This window comes from Actinoalloteichus hymeniacidonis (assembly GCF_014203365.1).
Taxonomy (GTDB): domain Bacteria; phylum Actinomycetota; class Actinomycetes; order Mycobacteriales; family Pseudonocardiaceae; genus Actinoalloteichus_A; species Actinoalloteichus_A hymeniacidonis.
Genome location: NZ_JACHIS010000001.1, coordinates 1159487 through 1176741 on the forward strand (window position 1 = coordinate 1159487; position 17255 = coordinate 1176741).

The window sequence follows — 17255 nt, forward strand, 5'->3', positions numbered from 1 at the left end:
TCCGGCGTGGCCGGTGTGGCGGGCCGCGTTACTCATCGGCTCCGCGTGAGGCGTCATCGGACGATGCTGCGGAGCCTCCTGCTAGAAGGAGTTCGATGGCCGACGGCGCCCGATCAAGTTCGTCACCGGGGAGATTCGGTCTCACCGACCCCCGGGCCGCCGAGACCCTGCGCGAGTTGGGCTGGCGGATGGACGCGGACACCTCGTCGGAGGTTTCGCGCGCCTTGCGGACGCTGTCGACCAGTGCCGACCCCGACCTGGCACTGCGTGGGCTGGAACGGCTCAGCGAGGCACTCGGTGCGGACTGGTCCGAGCTGGACAGCGTCCTGCGTTCCGATGCGCGCGCGGCGCAGCGGCTCTTCGGGCTGCTCGGGGCGAGCACCGCCCTGTCGGACCATCTGGTGCTGAATCCGCAGCGGTGGCGAACGCTGGTCGGGGTGCCCGACCGGCCCAAGGACATCGACACGATGACGGCCGAGTTGATGACGGCCGTGGCGGCGACTCCCGACGAGGTCCCCGGCGGCTTTCGAGCCGCGCTGGAGGGCGCGCAGGCCATCGGTGCGCTGCGCAGGGCCTACCGGGACCTGCTGAGTGAGATCGCGGTCGTCGACCTGAGCCCCGGCACGGTGCCGTCGCCTGCGGAGCGTTACGAGGAGGTCGCCGCCGCGCTGTCCGACCTGGCGGTGGCGGCATTGCGAGCCGCCCTGGCGGTCGCGGTGGCCGAGGTGCTGCCGCCGAGCCTGCCGGGTGCGCCGCGCGGCCGGTTCGCGGTGGTGGCCATGGGCAAGTGCGGCGCCGAGGAGCTCAACTACGTCAGCGACGTCGATGTCCTCTTCGTCGCCTCGGTACCCGAACCGGCCGAGGAACACGCCGCGTCACAGTCGTCGAGTACCCCGGCGCAGGCCTCGTCCGAGGAACTGGACGAGGTTGGTTACCTGCGACAGAGCACCTCGCTGGCCGCCGGGTTGATGCGGATCGCGGGTGAGGCGTGCTTCCAGGTGGATGCCGCGTTGCGCCCGGAGGGCCGCGCGGGCGCCCTGGTCCGCACGCTGGACGGCTATCTCGCCTATTACCGACGGTGGGCGCGGACCTGGGAGTTCCAGGCCTTGTTGAAGGCCAGGGCGGTGGCCGGGGACGGCGAGCTCGGCGCGGAGTACGTGGCGGCGGTGAAGCCTTTCGTGTGGTCGGCCGCCGAGCGGGAGGGCTTCGTGACCGACGTTCAGGCGATGCGGCGCAGGGTCGAGGACCACGTGCCGCAGGAGTTGGCCGAGCGAGAGTTGAAGCTGGGCAGAGGCGGCCTGCGTGACGTCGAGTTCGCGGTGCAGCTTCTGCAACTGGTGCACGGCAGGTCCGACGAGCTGCTTCGGTCGGTCGGGACGATCGCCGCGCTCGACGAGTTGGGCGGTGGTGGCTACGTCGGCCGTACGGATGCCGCGGAGCTGAGCGAGTCCTACCGCTTCCTCCGGGTGTTGGAACACCGTCTTCAGTTGCATCGGATGCTGCGGACCCATGTCTTCCCCGCGCCCGACGACACCGCGGGTCTGCGACGGCTGGCCAGGGCCGCCGGTCTGGTGCCGGATGGGCGGCGTGATCCCGGGCGGATCCTGCTCGACGAGTTCCGCAGGCACGGCGGCCGGGTGCGCAGGCTGCACGAGAAGCTGTTCTACCGGCCGTTGTTGGAGGCCGTCGCCGGTGTCCCGGTGGAGGCGCTGCGGCTCACGGCCCGCTCGGCCACCGACCGGCTTGCGGCCCTGGGATTCACCTCGCCACAGGGTGCGTTGCGCCATATCGGCGCGTTGACCTCGGGTGTCTCGCGCCGCGCGCATATCCAGCAGGCCCTGTTGCCGATGCTGCTCGATCTCTTCGCCGACACCCCCGATCCAGATCACGCGCTGCTGGCCTACCGGCAGGTGTCGGAGGCCTTGACCGACACGCCCTGGTACCTGCGGGTCCTGCGTGATCAGGCGCCGGTTGCCGAGCGCCTCGCGCTGTTGCTCGGTTCGTCCCGGATGGTGCCCGACCTACTGGTCCGGGCGCCCGAGGTGTTGCGGATGCTCGGCGACCAGTCGGGCCTGGTGGACCGCGATCCCGAGCAGGTCGCCGTCTCCCTCGGCCGGGCCGTGGCTCGGCACGAGGATCCGACGCAGGCGGTGATCGCCGCGCGGTCCCTACGCAGGCATGAGCTGCTGCGGGTGGCCTGTGCCGATCTGCTCGGCCTGATGGAGCTGCCGGAGGTGTGCCGGGCGCTGTCCCGGGTGTGGGCGGCGGTGCTGGAGGCCGCGCTCGGTGCCGCGACCCGTTCGGTGCTGCGTTCCGTCGAGGGCGGGCGGGCGCCCGCGACCATCGCGTTGATCGGGATGGGCCGTCTCGGCGGCGAGGAACTGGGCTACGGGTCGGATGCCGATGTCCTGATCGTCTGCGAACCCGCCGCCGAGGTCCCCGATGCCGTCGCGACTCGGTATGCGACCTCGGTCGCCGAGCTGTTGTCCAGGTTGCTGAACAAGCCGAGTGTCGACCCGCCGTTGCAGGTGGACACCGAGCTGCGCCCGGAGGGCCGAAGTGGGCCGCTGGTGCGCACACTGGAGTCATACCGGACCTACTACCGTCAGTGGGTCCAGCCGTGGGAGGCGCAGGCCCTGTTGCGGGCCAGGCCGATCGCGGGTGACGCGGAGCTGGGCCGTCGGTTCATCGAGATGATCGATCCGATCCGCTATCCGGCGGGCGGACTCGGCGAGAACGACCAGCGGGAGATCCGCCGCATCAAGGCCAGGGTGGAGACAGAACGGCTGCCCAGGGGCGCGGATGCGACGACCAACACGAAGCTCGGCCGAGGCGGATTGGCCGACGTCGAGTGGACCGTCCAGTTGCTCCAACTCGTGCACGCGCACGAGGTCGCCGGGTTGCGCACCACCGCCACGCTGAGTGCGTTGGATGCCGCCGTCGCCGCAGGCCTGCTGGCCGAGGCGGACGCCGAGTTGCTGCGGGCCGGTTGGCGGATGGCCGCCCGGGCCCGCAACGCCACGACCCTGGTCCGGGGCAAGCCCTCCGATCAGATCCCCGGCTCGGGCCACGAACTGGCCTCGGTGGCCCGGGTGATGGGCCTGGACGCCGCAGGCGAGCCGGGTGAGTTCGTCGACGAGTACCGCCGCATCACCCGGCGGGCCAGGGCCGTGGTGGATCGGATCTTCTACGAGGAATGAGGTCGGGCCTAGGACCTGCGTCGAGTGGCCCGGCGGCGCTTGCGGTTCCTCGCGGGTAGCGGGGGTTGGCGCAACTCGGCGGCAGGCGGCTCGGCCGCCGTTCCATTCGTCGCCGATCCGTTGGTGGGGCTCGCCGGATCCGCACCATTGGCTGCGCCCGGCGTCGCCGCGCGGAGTTCGGCTAACTCGCTGCGCACCGCGCGGAGCTCGGCCATCACCAGGTTGTGCTGGGCGGCTTCGAGGTCCTGGTCCTCCTTCCACCGCTCGGCGGAGAGCTGAACCTCCATGGTGCTGACCAACACGGCCAACAACAGGTTCAGCACGATGTAGGCGGTCACCACGATGTAGCCGACGAAGAAGATCCACGAGGCGGGGTAGACGTCCATGACCGGGTCGGCGATGTCCTGCCAACCCTCCAGGGTCATGACCTCGAAGAGGGTGAACAGCGAGCTGCTGAGGTTGCCGAAGTCCTCCGGTGCGCCCTCGCGGAAGAGCTGCACGCCGACGACGGCGCTGGAGTAGAGCACCAACAGCAGCAACGCGAGGATCGACAGCAACCCGGGGATCGCGCCGAGCAGGGCGCCGACGACCCGGCGCATGCTGGGGACCTGCGAGATCAGCCGCAGGGCCCGCATGATGCGCAAGGCCCGCAGCACGGCGAAGCTCTCGGTGGAGGGCACCAGGGCGAAACCGACCACGATGAGGTCGAACCAGTTCCACGGGTCTCGGAAGAAGTCGAGTCGATAGGCGAAGAGCCGGGCGCTGATCTCGACGACGAAGAAGACGACGGCCGCGACATCGATGCCGTGGATCAGCGTCCCGTAGTCGGACATGAGGCTGGGGGAGGTCTCTAAGCCGAGACAGATCGCGTTGATCACGATCACCCCGACGACGACTCTGGTGAACCAGGCGGAGTCGACGACGGCACGGACGCGGTCTCGGTTAGTCACGAGTTCTCCACCCTTGGTGACGAGTTGGCGCGCCCAGACTAACCAGCATCACCCACAGGGTGGTCGGTTCTCACCGAACGAGTCCACCCGATTCCGCGGCCGTTCGCCGCAGTTCCGATCGGCGGACCGCGCGCGCCCACCTGGCACGAGCGGCCCGCTCGGGATGGCCGGTTCAGGCCGCGGGTTCGGGCTGGCGATCCGAGTCCGCCCGGTCCTCGCGCGTCGGTTGCGGCTCGTCCGGCGATGCCGGGGCTGCGCCTGCTGTTTCGCCGGTTCGGTCCGGTTCGGACAGTTGGGGCAACGCGGCCTGCACCTCGGCCAGCTTGTGGTTGAGCAGACGCAGCTCCTCCATCACGCGTTCGTGCTGCACGGCCTCAAGGCTCTGGTCCTCCTCCCACCGTTCGGCGGATAGCTGGTTCTCCATCGTGGAGACCAGCACCGCGATCAGCAGGTTGAGCACGATGAACGAGGTCACCACGATGAAGCCGATGAAGAAGACCCAGGCGGCCGGGTAGACGACCATCACCTGCTCGGCGATGCTCTGCCAGCCCTCCATGGTCATCACGGCGAAGAGGGTGAACAGCGAGCTGCTGAGGTCGCCGAACAGCTCCGGTGCCGCATTGCGGAACAACTGAACGCCCACCACGGCGCTGGTGTAGAGCACGAGGAGCAGGAGACCGAGGATCGACAACAGGCCGGGGATCGCGCTGAGCAGCGCCGTCACCACCCGGCGCATGCTGGGGACCTGCGAGATCAGCCGGAGTGCCCGCATGATCCGCAACGCGCGTAGAACGGCGAAGGTCTCCGTGGCGGGCACCAGGGCGACGCCGACGACGACCATGTCGAACCAGTTCCACGGGTCGAGGAAGAACTTGAAGCCGTAGGCATAGAACTTGGCGGTCAGCTCCACGACGAAGATGACGATCGCGGCGACGTCCACGCCGTGGATCAGCGTGCCGTGCGTGGCCATCAGCTCCGGCGAGGTCTCCAGACCGAGCCCGATCGTGTTGACGACGATGACAACAATGATGAATCTGTTGAACCAGGGTGCGTCGACGACGTCTCGGACCCGGTCTCGGTTGGTCACGAACTCTCCACAGGATGGTGACGATCAGGTGCCCATTAGCCTATAGAGAGTGAGCAGTTGCCCGATCTTTCTCATTCGGGCGAGTCGGCTGATGACACAGCGTTGACGGTCCCCGCGAAGATCATCCAGATGTACGCAAGGCCCGTCACCTGCGTACACAGTGGACATCCCCGCGCGAGTGATGCCGGCCACAGCGGGTGGTTGAGAAGTCGGGCGGGCATGGGCAGTCCATGCCCGCCCACGGACGGCTGATTCTGCTCAGCCGGTCAGCCCAGCGAGATCGTCAGGGCCCATCCGCGCTGGTCACCGGAAGGCGGCGACGTTGTCGGCCGCCCAGTCCGCGAAGGTTCGGGGGGCGCGGCCGAGAACCTTCTCGACGTCCGGGCTGATGCGCTGCTCGGCCGGGCTCGGCGAACCGAGGATGTCGAGGGTGTCCTCGGCGAGCTCTGCGGGCATGTTCGCCGTCATGCCCTCCTTCGCTTCCTGTCGGGTCTGCTCATGGAACTGCACCGGCGTGCCCAGCGCGGCGGCGATGGCCGCCGTCTGCTGCCTCGGGGTGATCACCGCCGGTCCGGTCAGCTCGTACACGCCGCCGTTGTGTTGGTCCTGAAGCAGGCAGGCCGCCGCGACCTCGCCGATATCCGTCGGGTCGATGATCGGTACCCCGGTGTCGCCGAATGGCGCGGCGACAACGTTCTGAGAGCGAACCGACTCGGCCCACCACAGGGCGTTGGACGCGAAACCGCCCGGCCGGAGGATGGACCAGTCCAGGCCCGACTCCCGCACGACGTCCTCCAGTCCGCGCATCGCGATCCGGGTCGGTCCGTGCGGCCTGGTGACCACGCCCAGTGTGGACAGCAGAACGACGCGGCGGACGCCGCCGGCCGCGGCCTGCCCGATGATGTCGGCCGGGTTCGCGCCGAGGGCGTGCAGGTCACCGGACAGCAGCAGGAACAGCGACTTCGCCCCTGCCAAGGCGGTGTCGAGTTCGGCGGGCTTGGCCAGATCGGCCACGACGTGCTTGCCGCCCTCCGGCGGCGTCGCCGCGTGCCGCGACACCGATGTCACCGGTGCACCCGCCGCCGTCAGCGCCCGAACCAACGGCCTGCCCACATTCCCGGTAGCTCCGGTTACCACGATCATGTTTCATCTCCTCGTTCGATGTCCGCTGTGGCGCCGAGACTAGGAACGGGGCTTACCTTTGGTAAGTACGTACCTATGGGTAAGCTCATGACATGACGGAAGGCCTGCAGTTGGTACCGGCCGAGACAACCCGACGTTATGACGTGTTTCACACCGACTGTCCCGCGCGCAACGTGGTCGACCATGTGACCAGCCGGTGGGGGATCTGGGTGTTGATCGCCTTGCGGAACACCGACCTGCGCTTCCACGAACTACGCAACAGCATTCACGGCATCAGCGAGAAGATGCTGGCCCAGACCTTGCGTACCTTGATTCAGGACGAGCTGATCTGGCGAGAGGTAGAGCCGACGACCCCGCCGCAGGTGACCTACGGGTTGACCGAGTTCGGCAAGGAACTGGGCGTGCCGCTGACGAGCCTGTTCGACCGCATCACGGACCGACTGGGCTCCCGCGCCGCCGAGGACATCGCCTAGTCGGACGAGCGCCGCTGCGGCCGTGCCGAGCCGTTTCCGGGCGGCGGATTAGGCGCCTGCGGCCTCGACACCGAACGGTCGGCGACTCCGAGCGCGCGGCGGGCCGGGCCCCATCCCGAGGGCGCTCAGCCCCTGAACTTGGGCGTGCGGTTGTATCCCACCGCCGGATTGTTCGACCCGATCCGCAGGATGGTCTCCTTCTCCACGGCACGCACCTCGGAGTCCGTGGCGTCCTCGGATTCCCACAGGATCTCCTTGCGCACGACGAGATCGCGTCGTTGCTCCGGGCTCAGCTCCGCCGCCACGAGGGCCGCGTTCACACTGCCCATGTAGGTCACGGTGTCGGTGAGGTCCATGCCCACATACACCTTGCCGTTCGGATACGTGATCTTGTAAACGACCTTCATGCGCCCAGGATGCCAACGATCATCCACCGGACGCAGCGATTCTCGCGGCAAGACAAGCGGGCGAAACGAGGAACGGCGGCCGAGCCCGCTCGACACCGAGAGGTGTCTTCGCAGGTCGGCCGCCGTTCCTCGGCGAACGAATCGTGCGGGTCGGCAGGACCCGCCGAATCACACGTCGTAGTACAGCTCGAACTCGTGGGGGTGCGGACGCAGCCTGATCGGGTCGATCTCGTTCTCGCGCTTGAGCGAGATCCAGGTGTCGATCAGGTCGGGGGTGAAGACACCGCCCTCGAGCAGGTACTCGTGGTCCTGCTCCAGCCGGTCGATGACCGCAGGCAGCGTGCTGGGCACCTGCGGGACGCCCTTGGCCTCCTCGGGCGGCAGCTCGTAGAGGTCCTTGTCCATCGGCGCGGCGGGCTCGATCTTGTTCTTGATGCCGTCCAGACCGGCCATCATCTGCGCCGCGAAGGACAGGTACGGGTTGCCCGACGCGTCGGGACAACGGAACTCGACCCGCTTGGCCTTCGGGTTGCTGCCGGTGATCGGGATCCGGATGCAGGCCGATCTGTTGCGCTGCGAGTACACCAGGTTGACCGGCGCCTCGTAGCCGGGCACCAGGCGGTGGTAGGAGTTCACCGTGGGGTTGGTGAAGGCCAACAGGCTCGGCGCGTGGTGCAGCAGGCCGCCGATGTAGTAGCGCGCGGTGTCGGACAGCCCGCCGTAGCCGGACTCGTCGTAGAACAGCGGCTTGCCGTCGTTCCACAGCGACTGGTGGGTGTGCATACCCGAACCGTTGTCGCCGAACAGCGGCTTGGGCATGAAGGTCGCGGAACGACCGGCCTGCCAGGCGGTGTTCTTGACGATGTACTTGAACAACTGCAGGTCGTCCGCCGAGTGCAGCAGCGTGTTGAACTTGTAGTTGATCTCGGACTGTCCGGCGGTGCCGACCTCGTGGTGGGCGCGCTCGACGGTGAAACCGGCCTCGATGAGGTTCAGGGTGATCCGGTCGCGCAGGTCGCCGAAGTGGTCGGTCGGGGCGACGGGGAAGTAGCCGCCCTTGTAGCGGACCTTGTAGCCCTTGTTGCCGCCGGGCTCGTCCTCACCGCTGTTCCACCAGCCCGCCTCGGAGTCGATCTCGTAGAACGACGAGTTCGGGGTGGTCTCGAAGCGGACGGAGTCGAACAGGTAGAACTCCGCCTCCGCGCCGAAGAACGCCTTGTCGGCGATGCCGGAGGACGCCAGGTACTGCTCCGCCTTGCGTGCGACGTTGCGCGGGTCGCGGCTGTAGGGCTCGCGAGTCAGCGGGTCGTGCACGAAGAAGTTCATGTTCAGCGTCTTCTCGGCGCGGAACTGGTCGATTCGTGCGGTGTACGGGTCGGGGAGCAGCAGCATGTCCGACTCGTGGATCGACTGGAAACCGCGAACCGAGGAACCGTCGAAGGCGAAACCCTCCTCGAACGCGTCCGCGTCGAGCGTGGCTGCCGGGACGGTGAAGTGCTGCATGATCCCCGGGAGATCGCAGAATCGGATATCGACGAACTTGACGTCCTCATCGGCGATGAACCGCAGGACCTCATCGGCATTGCTGAACACCCTCAACGGCTCCTTCACAGCTTGTCCGACCATGGGCGGCGGCGGGTGCGGGGCAAAGTAAGATCCCGCGACCGACCTAATGCCACCGGTTCACGGCGAAGTTAGGTGGCCCGTGTTGCCCACTCATCAACCAGATGTTTCGGCCACGTTAACTGGCGGCGGGGTGCGCTTGCGGGTACGACCCGCCGTGATCGTCTTCACCAGGACGTTTACTCTGGGAGGCGTGAACAGGCTGACCGGTTCCTGGTTGTCCGGACCCTCCGCTGCACTGCCGGAGGGCGAGCGTCGGGAACAGGTGCGCCAGGACTGGCGCGGTCAGCGGCTCGGCCTACCGGAACAGGGTCCCGACGCCGTGGCCACCAAGACCAGCCGGGCGGGCGCACTGCTGATCGACCTGCTGCTCGCCGCCCTGATCGCCGGTTTGTTCACCGCCCCGGAGCTGCCGAGGCACTGGAGCCTGCTCGTCTGGGCGCTGTTGACGATTCTGCCGGTCGCCACCGTGGGATTCACCCCCGGGATGGCCCTGCTGGGCATCCGAGTGGCGCGGATCGGCGAGCATCCGTTCGTCGGCCCGGTCCGTGCCCTGGTGCGCACCGCGTTGATCTTCTTGATCGTACCCGCCGTGATCTGGGACGCCGACGCGCGCGGCCTGCACGACAAGGCCGCGGGCACCGTGGTGGTCCGCACCCGCTGAGGCTGTGTGCGGCCACGCTGTGCGGCCGTTGCGTCACCTCGCTGAATCGGGCATCGCCGCCAGGTGTCAGCAGGTAGGCGTCATTGAATGTCAGTAGTTCCTGGCCTTCGATGCGCGCGTCTCCTTGGGGCTGCACGTCTTCGTGGCCGGTCACGAGTGATCGCCGAGGGCAGCAAGGATCATCACCGCGACACTCCAGTGGGCTCGGGCCCGGACGGGATACGCGACACGTAAGGGGCCGTTAGAAGGGATCTTCGGAGTCCTTGCCTCGTTTCTCCCACTGAGTGAGCGCTTTCCCTGGACTGTCCTTGCTGAGGCCGGCCTTGGCGAGCGCGTCCGGATACGCCTCGCCGATGATGGCCAGGTGGTTCTGTATCAAGGCCAACCGCTGCTCGTCGCTCAGGATCCCCTTCATGTCCAGCAGGCCGAAGACGGCATTCTGGTAGTCCTTCTTCTTCATCTCCTCGCGCTTGCGGCCCCGCTTTCCGGTACGCAGCATCGTTCGGTAGGTTCCCTCGCCGCGGCCCTCGGTGGCCGCCACCTCCCGCGTCACGCCCGGGATGATGTTGAGCCGTTCGAGGATCGCACCCACGGCCTGTTGCAGCAGCATCGCCTGGATGCCGATCGGCTTGTCCACCGCGTCGGTCGCCGCTCTCACCAGCCGGTCCATGGTGGCCTGGACGGCCTCGGCTCTCGCGGCAGCCTTCGCACCGGCCGGCTCGGAGATATGCGTGCCCGCCAGGTCTGCGGTGATGTCGCCGGTGCCGTCGTCCTTCGCGAAGGACTCCAGCTGTTGCGCCACCTTGGCCACATGGTCGACCAGCCCGGGCAGCTCGTTGACCGCAGCGGTGACGTCCTTGTTGACCAGCCGGGCGCGGATGAAGTCCACATGCGCGATCCAGGCGGTCGTGTGGGCGCCCATGGTCCCCGAGAACGGTGACGCGGCGCGCCCCGCCGACAGCATCTCGGTGATCCGCCCGCTCTCGTCGATCAACAACTGCGTCGCGATCCGCGACCTGGTCTCCCCATGTGCTCGTGCGGGTCGTCGCTATCGTGCCGCTGGGCTTCGATGACGCGGGTCACGGCGGCATTGCCGACAACGCGTTGCAGATGCAGGATTGCCCGCAGAGTCAGGGGCATGGCGGGATGCAACGGCATCGACGCTGGGGCAGCGGCCCGCATGGGTGCCTTCCCTGGGTGTGACCGGGACGTGCCGGCCGGTTCCTGGTCCTGCGCGCGCATGAGCCCCCGTTCCTGACAGCCAGGCAGACGTGACGGCTGTGCCTGACGCTGCCAGCCGCGACCCTGCGAGAGAAAGGGCCGCGAGGGCATGATCCGCTCCCCGCCGCATAGCCCAGGAGGGCACCATCGAGGTCCGCTTTCATGCCCAGACGGCGGCGAAGGCTTCTGAATCAGGCTCTGCGGTTCACGCTGAGTGCCGCGTCGACGGGCGCGGCGTGCCGCAGCGGCCGGTAGCCGACCAGGTCTCGCATGTCTTCGATAGGGAAGGCGCGAGTCCCGTATGGGTGACGTGTCCCATCGGCGCCGGCGAGAGGTGAGCAAGAACTTCGGGCGGTACTTCAGTGACGCCGAGAACTGCGGGCCGATCATTCGGCACGATCACTGGGAGTGCGGGCAACCCGGGTCAGCTCAGGCGGCAGAACGTTGGCTGCTGCGCGCCCTTGCTGCCGGAACCCCACTGCCTACAGCCGACCACCTCGAACCGTTTCGCGCCGCCCGTGCCGAGCTCGTCGGGGCGGCACGAATTCAGACGAACGATCAGCGGCGACGCACGGTGCGCTGCATGCTCCGCATCTTCGCGCCCTGCGGCATCGGCCCCTTCGGCAGCGCGGTGCCCTTGTTGGCCAGCGCGGAGAGCCTGGTCTCGATGACGTCCATCTGCGCGACGGTGATGTTGCGGGGCAGCTTCGCCATGTGGGTCTGCAGCTTCGACAGCGGGACCTGCTTCTCCTCGTTGCCGACGATCAGGTCGTAGATCGGCGTGTCGCCCACGACGCGCGCGATCCGCTTCTTCTCCTGACCGAGCAGGCCCTTGACCCGGTGCGGGGCGCCCTCGCCGACCAGGATGATGCCCGGCCTGCCGATCACCCGGTGCACGGCGTCGAGGTGCGTGGTGCCCGCGACGGCGTTGGTCACCCGCCACCGGCCACGCAGGTTCTCCAACGCCCAACCCGCCGCACCCGGCTGGCCATCGGCCTTGCGGTACACGTTGCGCTGCACCCGGCGACCGAAGATGATCACCGCTGCGAGCAGACCGAAGGCGATGCCGACCGGCAGGAAGATCCACTGCAGGCCCCAGATGAAACCGAGACCGAAGATCGCCCCCGCGACCACGAGCAGCGCGCCCACCATCCACGGGATGAGTCCGCGGTCCTCGCGGCGCTGCATCTTGAACGCCTCGAAGATCTGACTGCGGCGCTCACGTGAGGCCTGGCGGCGCTGCTTCTTCGCTTCCTTTGCGGCAGCTTTATCGAGCTTAGGGGCCATACCCCCAAGGATACGGCGGACCTCGCCATCGATGGGCGGCCGGTCCGCCCATCGACGCGACCCGAGCGGCAACGATCGCGGAGCGTGAGATTCGCTCGCGCTACGTTGCCGGCTCGGTGCGGTCGATCGGGCGTTGCTCGGCTACTTCCGGCGTCAGCCGCCTGTGACTCCGGACGCCTGTGGTCAACGGGACAGCAGAGCCGAGGCTTCCTGCGCTGCGGGTGCGTCGTTGGCCAGGTGTTGCAGGTTCTCGGGCAGTTCCTCGCCTCGGTGGGCCTTCGTCCTGGCGAACAACCGGCCCGCCCGGTAGGAGGACCGCACCAGCGGTCCCGCCATCACACCGGCGAAACCGATCTCGTCGGCCGCCTTCTGGTGCGAGACGAACTCCTCGGGCTTCACCCAGCGCTCCACCGGGTGGTGCCGGGGGCTCGGACGCAGGTACTGGGTGATGGTGAGGATCTCGCAGCCTGCCTCGTGCAGCTCGCGCATCGCGTCCACCACCTCCTCCGGCTCCTCGCCCATGCCCAGGATCAGGTTCGACTTGGTGACCAGACCGGCCTCGCGAGCCGCCGTGATGACCTCCAGCGACCGCTCGAAGCGGAAGGCGGGGCGGACCCGCCGGAAGATCCGGGGCACGGTCTCGACGTTGTGGGCCAGCACCTCCGGCCGACTGCCGAAGACCTCGGCGAGCTGGTCGGGGTCGGCGTTGAAGTCGGGGATCAACAGCTCGACGCCGGTTCCCGGGTTGAGCCGGTGGATCTCCCGGACCGTCTCCGCGTAGAGCCAGGCACCGCCGTCGTCCAGGTCGTCTCGCGCGACACCGGTGACCGTGGAGTACCGCAGGCCCATCGCCTGAACGGACTCCGCGACCTTGCGCGGCTCCTCGCGGTCCAGCGCATCGGGCTTACCCGTGTCGATCTGACAGAAGTCGCACCGCCGGGTGCACTGCCCACCGCCGATGAGGAAGGTCGCCTCCCGGTCCTCCCAACATTCGTAGATGTTGGGGCAACCGGCCTCCTCACAGACTGTGTGCAGCCCCTCGCGACGCACCAGCCCCTTCAACTCGCGGTACTCGGGGCCCATCCGTGCGCGGGTCTTGATCCAGGATGGCTTCTTCTCTATCGGCGTCTGGCTGTTGCGAACTTCCAGACGCAGCAGCTTTCGTCCCTCCGGTACGACCGTCACGCGGCCCAGCCTACGCCGCCGTTTCCCGTGGTTGCAGCGACGTAGGCGGCCCGATTTGCCTATCCGACAGGCACTTCGGTTAGGCGCAGCGCACAACCGGTGTCAGGCTGGATCCGGCCGGACACCGGTGAGTTCTGCGGTGATCTCCCAGAGCCTGCGTGCATCGGAGATGCTCTGGGCGGCGGCGGAGGGGGCCACCCGCTTGGGCGCACCACGTACCTCGCCGGGGCCGTCCGGACCGAAGTAGTCCCCGCCACGGGCATCGGGCATCGTCGCCGCGTAGAGCTGCGGGAGCACACCCTGCTCCACCGACTGTCCGGTCGCCCTGGTGAGCATCCCCACCGCCTTCTCGAGGAAGTCGGTCTTACTCTCCCGCATCCGCGCCGAGTTGACGCTGAGGTCGGTGTCGGTCCAGCCAGGGTGGGCACCGATGCTGAGGACGTCGGAGCCATCCGCCCGCAGTCTGCGGTCCAACTCGGACATGAAGAGCAGGTTGGCCAGCTTCGTCTGGCTGTAGGACTGTCTCGCGCTGTACCGGCGCTGGTTGAAGTTGAGGTCGTCGAGGTCGAGGCCGGAGCCCTTGTGCGCGATGCTCGCCAGGGTGACGACACGGGCGCCGGGACGCTTGCGCAGTTGCGGCATCAGCAACCAGGTCAGTGCGGCCGGTCCGAGGTGATTGGTGGCCAGCTGGAGCTCGTGGCCCGCCTCGGTGCGACGCAGCGGAGTCCCCATCACGCCCGCGTTGTTCATCAGGACGTCCAGGCCTGCGGGTGCGAGCTCGGCCACCTTCTCGACCGCCCTGCGGACGGAGTCGAGATCGGAGACGTCCACCTCGACCAGATCGGCCTGGCCGCCTACCGACCTGATCTTGTCCACCACCGCCGTGCCGCGCTCGACCGACCGTGCGCCCACCAGCACGTGAGCGTTTCGCGAGGCCAACGCGAGGGCGCTGGCCCGGCCAAGACCGGAGTTCGCGCCGGTGATCAGTACAACCCGCCCCGCTTGATCGGGGATGTCTGTGATCGTCCACTTCGCCATGGGCTAAATGAATACCTTGCGCGTGTCGGCCCCGAGCATGCGACCCGGTGCGATCCACGCCTCGTTCCGCGCGGCGTGGACGGCGGTCGGAAACCCACCGACGTAGCCTCGGTTTCGTGACAGACAGTCTCGCTTTCCGCGTTTTCACCGAACCGCAGCAGGGTGCCTCCTACGACGATCTGTTGCGGCTCGCCCGCCACGCCGAACACCTCGACTACGACGCCTTCTACCGCTCCGACCACTACCTGGTGATGGGCGACGACAACTCCGGGCTGCCGGGTCCGACCGACGCCTGGATCACACTGGCCGGACTCGCGAGGGAGACCGCCAGGATCCGCCTCGGCACCATGGTCAGCGCCGCGACCTTCTACCTGCCCGGACCGTTGGCCATCGCGGTCGCCCAGGTCGACCAGATGTCGGGCGGTCGGGTGGACTTCGGTCTCGGCACCGGCTGGTACGCCGAGGAGCACACCGCCTACGGCATCCCGTTCCCGCCGTTGGGCGAGCGCTTCGATCGATTCGAGGAACAGCTCGCGATCATCACCGGGCTGTGGGCGACCGAGGAGGGCGCGAAGTTCTCCTACGACGGCAGGCACTATCGGCTCGTCGACTCGCCCGCGCTGCCCAAACCGACTCAGCGCCCCGGCCCGCCCGTCCTGATCGGCGGCAGCGGAGCCAAGCGCACCCCGAGGCTGGCCGCCCAGTACGCCGACGAGTTCAACCTGCCCTTCGCCGACATCGAGCAGCTGGCCGCACAGTTCGACCGCGTCAAGGCCGCCGCCGAGGCACGGGACCGGGACCCGGCATCGCTGCGCTGGTCGACGTCGTTGGTGCTCTGCGCGGGCGAGACCGAGGCGGAGATCACCCGACGGGCCGCCGCGATCAAGCGGGAGCCCGCCGAGCTGCGTAAGAACGGGCTCGGTGGCACGCCCGCCGAGATCGTCGACAAACTCGGCCGTTATCGCGAGCGCACCGGCATCGACCGGATCTACCTCCAGGTACTCGACGTCACCGACCTCGAGCATCTGGACCTCATCGCGGAGCAGGTCCGGCCGCAGCTGGGCTGAGCCGCGCGCGCCTGCCTCCGCATCCGGGGGCGGGCGCGGTGGTTCATCGCGAGGGGGCGTGCCCCGTGGGCGAGATCAGCGGCCGGGAAGCAGCGGTGCGTCCAATGCGAAGGTGACGTCCTCGCGCTGCGGCGCGGCCGCGTTCGCGCGCGCATCGCGTTGGCTGAGCGGCAGGACGCCTTCGATCGCGTCGAGGACCGCCCGCTCGGTCACGTCGAGGATCTCGGCCACCGACACCGTCCTGCCGAGTTCCCAACTCAAGGAGGTCACCCCGGCGTCGCGGATGCCGCAGGGGACGATCCGATCGAAGAACGACAGATCGGCGTCGCAGTTGATCTCGAAACCGTGCATCGTGACCCCGCGCTGAACGCGGATACCGATCGCGGCGATCTTGCGTTCGATCCCGCGATCGTCGGCGGGCACCCACACACCACTGCGGCCAGCCACCCGCCCGGTGTGCACGCCGAACTGATCGCAGACGTTGATCAACGCCTCTTCCAGCCTGCGGACGTAGTCGACGACGTCGACCGGGTCGTTCAGCGCCACCAGCGGATAGCCGACCAGCTGTCCTGGGCCGTGCCAGGTGATCTCGCCACCGCGATCGACGTCGACCACCGGCGTGCCGTCGGTCGGCCGGTCCTCGGGCTTGGTCCGCTTGCCCGCCGTGTACACCGAGGGGTGCTCCAGCAGCAGCAGGGTGTCCGGTCCCCGTTCCTCGGCCCGGGCGGCGGCGATCTCCCGCTGCCGTTCCCAGGCCTGCACGTAGTCGATCCGGCCGATCCGCTCGACGAGGATGGGGGCCGAACTCGCGCGACAGGATGCGCGGCGAACCGATGCGTTCATCTGAGCCACGACAGCGACCCTACGCCCGACAGCCTGCTGTCATCCGCCTGCGGTGGCGAGCAGGCTCGACTCGACCGTCGGGTAGGCGAACTCGAAGCCGTGTCGGGTCAGCTCGCGGGGCACGACGCGCTGACCGGTGAGGATCATCTCCTGCGCCGACTCGCCGAGCACGGTGCGCAGGGCGATGCCGGGTACCGCCCAGGGTGCAGGCCTGCCGATCGCGGTGGACATCGCCTTGGTGAACTCCTCGTTGGTCACCGGGGCGGGCGCCGTGAGGTTGACCGGCCCGCTGATCGATTCGTGCTCGATCAGGAAGCACAGCGCGGCGACGTGGTCCTCCAACGAGATCCACGACATGTATTGCCGACCGCTGCCCAGTCGCCCGCCGAGGAAGGCCCCGAAGAGGGGGCGCAGCCTGCCGAGCAGACCACCCGAGCGGGCCAGCACGATGCCGCTGCGCGCCAGCACCAGCCTGCCGCCCGCCGCCGTCGCGCCGCTGGCCGCGTCCTCCCAGTCGGTGCAGAGGTCGGCGATGAAGCCCTCGCCCGCCGGTGCCGACTCGTCGACCGCCCGGTCGCCGGTGTCGCCGTAGTAGCCGACCGCCGAGCCGTTGATCAATACCGGGATGCCCGCCTCCGCCACCGCATTGGCCAGCACCTCGGAGGGGACCACCCTGCTGTCCCGGATGATCTGCTTGCGGCCGTCGGTCCAGCGTCGGTCCAGGATGCCGACGCCGCACAGGTTCACCACCGCATCGCAGCCGTCGAGTGCGCCGGGCGCGATGACGGCCGACGGCGGGTCCCATTCCCACTCGTCGGGAGCAGCCGCGCGGCGGCGGACCAGCCGGACGACCTCGTGCCCTCTGCGTCGCAACAGCGAGACACACGCGGTGCCGATCAGTCCCGACGAGCCTGCGATCACGATGCGCATGCCAGTGATCGTCGTCGATTCGTCTGCCGAACGCGAGTTCTTCCTAGGCCGAGATGTCCGATCTCCGCCAGGGACGGGCACGGTGGGTGCCTACCGAAATGGGCCGGGCCCCGACCGATTCGGTCGGGGCCCGGCCC

16 protein-coding genes are annotated in these 17255 nt (G+C 68.3%); 5 read left to right on the forward strand and 11 right to left on the reverse strand.

Annotation, left to right across the window (positions count from 1 at the left end; translation table 11 throughout):
• Window positions 1–95: 95 nt before the first annotated feature.
• Window positions 96–3200 (forward strand): bifunctional [glutamine synthetase] adenylyltransferase/[glutamine synthetase]-adenylyl-L-tyrosine phosphorylase, encoded by a 3105-nt coding sequence (locus BKA25_RS05285; RefSeq protein ID WP_069851680.1) that lies wholly within the window; start codon window positions 96–98, stop codon window positions 3198–3200.
• Window positions 3201–3208: 8 nt separating this feature from the next.
• Here BKA25_RS05285 and BKA25_RS05290 read toward each other — a convergent pair whose 3' ends face one another.
• The 3 genes from BKA25_RS05290 to BKA25_RS05300 all read right to left on the reverse strand — a co-directional run bounded on the left by BKA25_RS05290 (window position 3209) and on the right by BKA25_RS05300 (window position 6380).
• A complete protein-coding gene (locus BKA25_RS05290; RefSeq protein ID WP_069851678.1) occupies window positions 3209–4150 on the reverse strand; it encodes an ion transporter in 942 nt (313 codons plus the stop codon).
• A gap of 172 nt (window positions 4151–4322) precedes the next feature.
• Window positions 4323–5237, reverse strand: coding sequence for an ion transporter (locus BKA25_RS05295; RefSeq protein WP_069851676.1), 915 nt, complete (start codon window positions 5235–5237; stop codon window positions 4323–4325).
• Window positions 5238–5540: 303 nt separating this feature from the next.
• Window positions 5541–6380 (reverse strand): SDR family oxidoreductase, encoded by an 840-nt coding sequence (locus tag BKA25_RS05300; protein ID WP_069851675.1) that lies wholly within the window; start codon window positions 6378–6380, stop codon window positions 5541–5543.
• A 92-nt stretch (window positions 6381–6472) separates the two neighbouring features.
• On the opposite strand from BKA25_RS05300, the gene BKA25_RS05305 reads away from it, so the two are divergent.
• The gene (locus tag BKA25_RS05305; RefSeq protein ID WP_069851673.1) at window positions 6473–6853 is read left to right on the forward strand and encodes a winged helix-turn-helix transcriptional regulator; all 381 of its coding nucleotides are present in this window, start codon (window positions 6473–6475) and stop codon (window positions 6851–6853) included.
• Window positions 6854–6978: 125 nt separating this feature from the next.
• Here the strand turns inward: BKA25_RS05305 and BKA25_RS05310 are convergent, their stop codons facing one another.
• Together BKA25_RS05310 and glnA are read right to left on the reverse strand one after the other, a co-directional pair.
• A complete protein-coding gene (locus BKA25_RS05310; RefSeq protein ID WP_069851671.1) occupies window positions 6979–7260 on the reverse strand; it encodes a GIY-YIG nuclease family protein in 282 nt (93 codons plus the stop codon).
• Window positions 7261–7428: 168 nt separating this feature from the next.
• Window positions 7429–8853, reverse strand: a complete 1425-nt coding sequence (gene glnA / locus BKA25_RS05315; RefSeq protein WP_069854000.1) for a type I glutamate--ammonia ligase — start codon at window positions 8851–8853, stop codon at window positions 7429–7431.
• Between the two features lie 223 nt (window positions 8854–9076).
• Between glnA and BKA25_RS05320 the strand changes: the two genes are divergently transcribed.
• On the forward strand, window positions 9077–9547 hold the full coding sequence (locus BKA25_RS05320) for an RDD family protein (protein WP_069851670.1): 471 nt from the start codon (window positions 9077–9079) through the stop codon (window positions 9545–9547).
• 241 nt (window positions 9548–9788) lie between these two features.
• On the opposite strand, the gene BKA25_RS05325 is transcribed toward BKA25_RS05320, so the two are convergent.
• Complete coding sequence (locus tag BKA25_RS05325; RefSeq protein ID WP_184285077.1) at window positions 9789–10541, reverse strand: hypothetical protein; 753 nt, start codon at window positions 10539–10541, stop codon at window positions 9789–9791.
• Window positions 10542–10582: 41 nt separating this feature from the next.
• Here BKA25_RS05325 and BKA25_RS05330 point away from each other — a divergent pair, with 41 nt between their 5' ends.
• Entirely contained in the window at window positions 10583–10750 is a 168-nt protein-coding gene (locus BKA25_RS05330; protein WP_157421232.1) for a hypothetical protein, read from the forward strand.
• Between the two features lie 576 nt (window positions 10751–11326).
• Here the strand turns inward: BKA25_RS05330 and BKA25_RS05335 are convergent.
• The 3 genes from BKA25_RS05335 to BKA25_RS05345 all read right to left on the reverse strand — a co-directional run bounded on the left by BKA25_RS05335 (window position 11327) and on the right by BKA25_RS05345 (window position 14278).
• The gene (locus BKA25_RS05335; RefSeq protein WP_069851666.1) at window positions 11327–12055 is read right to left on the reverse strand and encodes a DUF4191 domain-containing protein; all 729 of its coding nucleotides are present in this window, start codon (window positions 12053–12055) and stop codon (window positions 11327–11329) included.
• A 183-nt stretch (window positions 12056–12238) separates the two neighbouring features.
• Complete coding sequence (gene lipA, locus BKA25_RS05340; RefSeq protein ID WP_069851664.1) at window positions 12239–13240, reverse strand: lipoyl synthase; 1002 nt, start codon at window positions 13238–13240, stop codon at window positions 12239–12241.
• A gap of 102 nt (window positions 13241–13342) precedes the next feature.
• A complete protein-coding gene (locus BKA25_RS05345) occupies window positions 13343–14278 on the reverse strand; it encodes an oxidoreductase (RefSeq protein ID WP_069851663.1) in 936 nt (311 codons plus the stop codon).
• Between the two features lie 116 nt (window positions 14279–14394).
• Between BKA25_RS05345 and BKA25_RS05350 the strand changes: the two genes are divergently transcribed.
• Complete coding sequence (locus BKA25_RS05350) at window positions 14395–15345, forward strand: LLM class F420-dependent oxidoreductase (RefSeq protein WP_069851661.1); 951 nt, start codon at window positions 14395–14397, stop codon at window positions 15343–15345.
• Window positions 15346–15420: 75 nt separating this feature from the next.
• Here the strand turns inward: BKA25_RS05350 and lipB are convergent, their stop codons facing one another.
• Both lipB and BKA25_RS05360 read right to left on the reverse strand, forming a co-directional pair.
• A complete protein-coding gene (gene lipB / locus BKA25_RS05355) occupies window positions 15421–16188 on the reverse strand; it encodes a lipoyl(octanoyl) transferase LipB (protein WP_069851659.1) in 768 nt (255 codons plus the stop codon).
• A 39-nt stretch (window positions 16189–16227) separates the two neighbouring features.
• On the reverse strand, window positions 16228–17118 hold the full coding sequence (locus BKA25_RS05360) for a TIGR01777 family oxidoreductase (RefSeq protein WP_069851657.1): 891 nt from the start codon (window positions 17116–17118) through the stop codon (window positions 16228–16230).
• Window positions 17119–17255 lie beyond the last annotated feature (137 nt).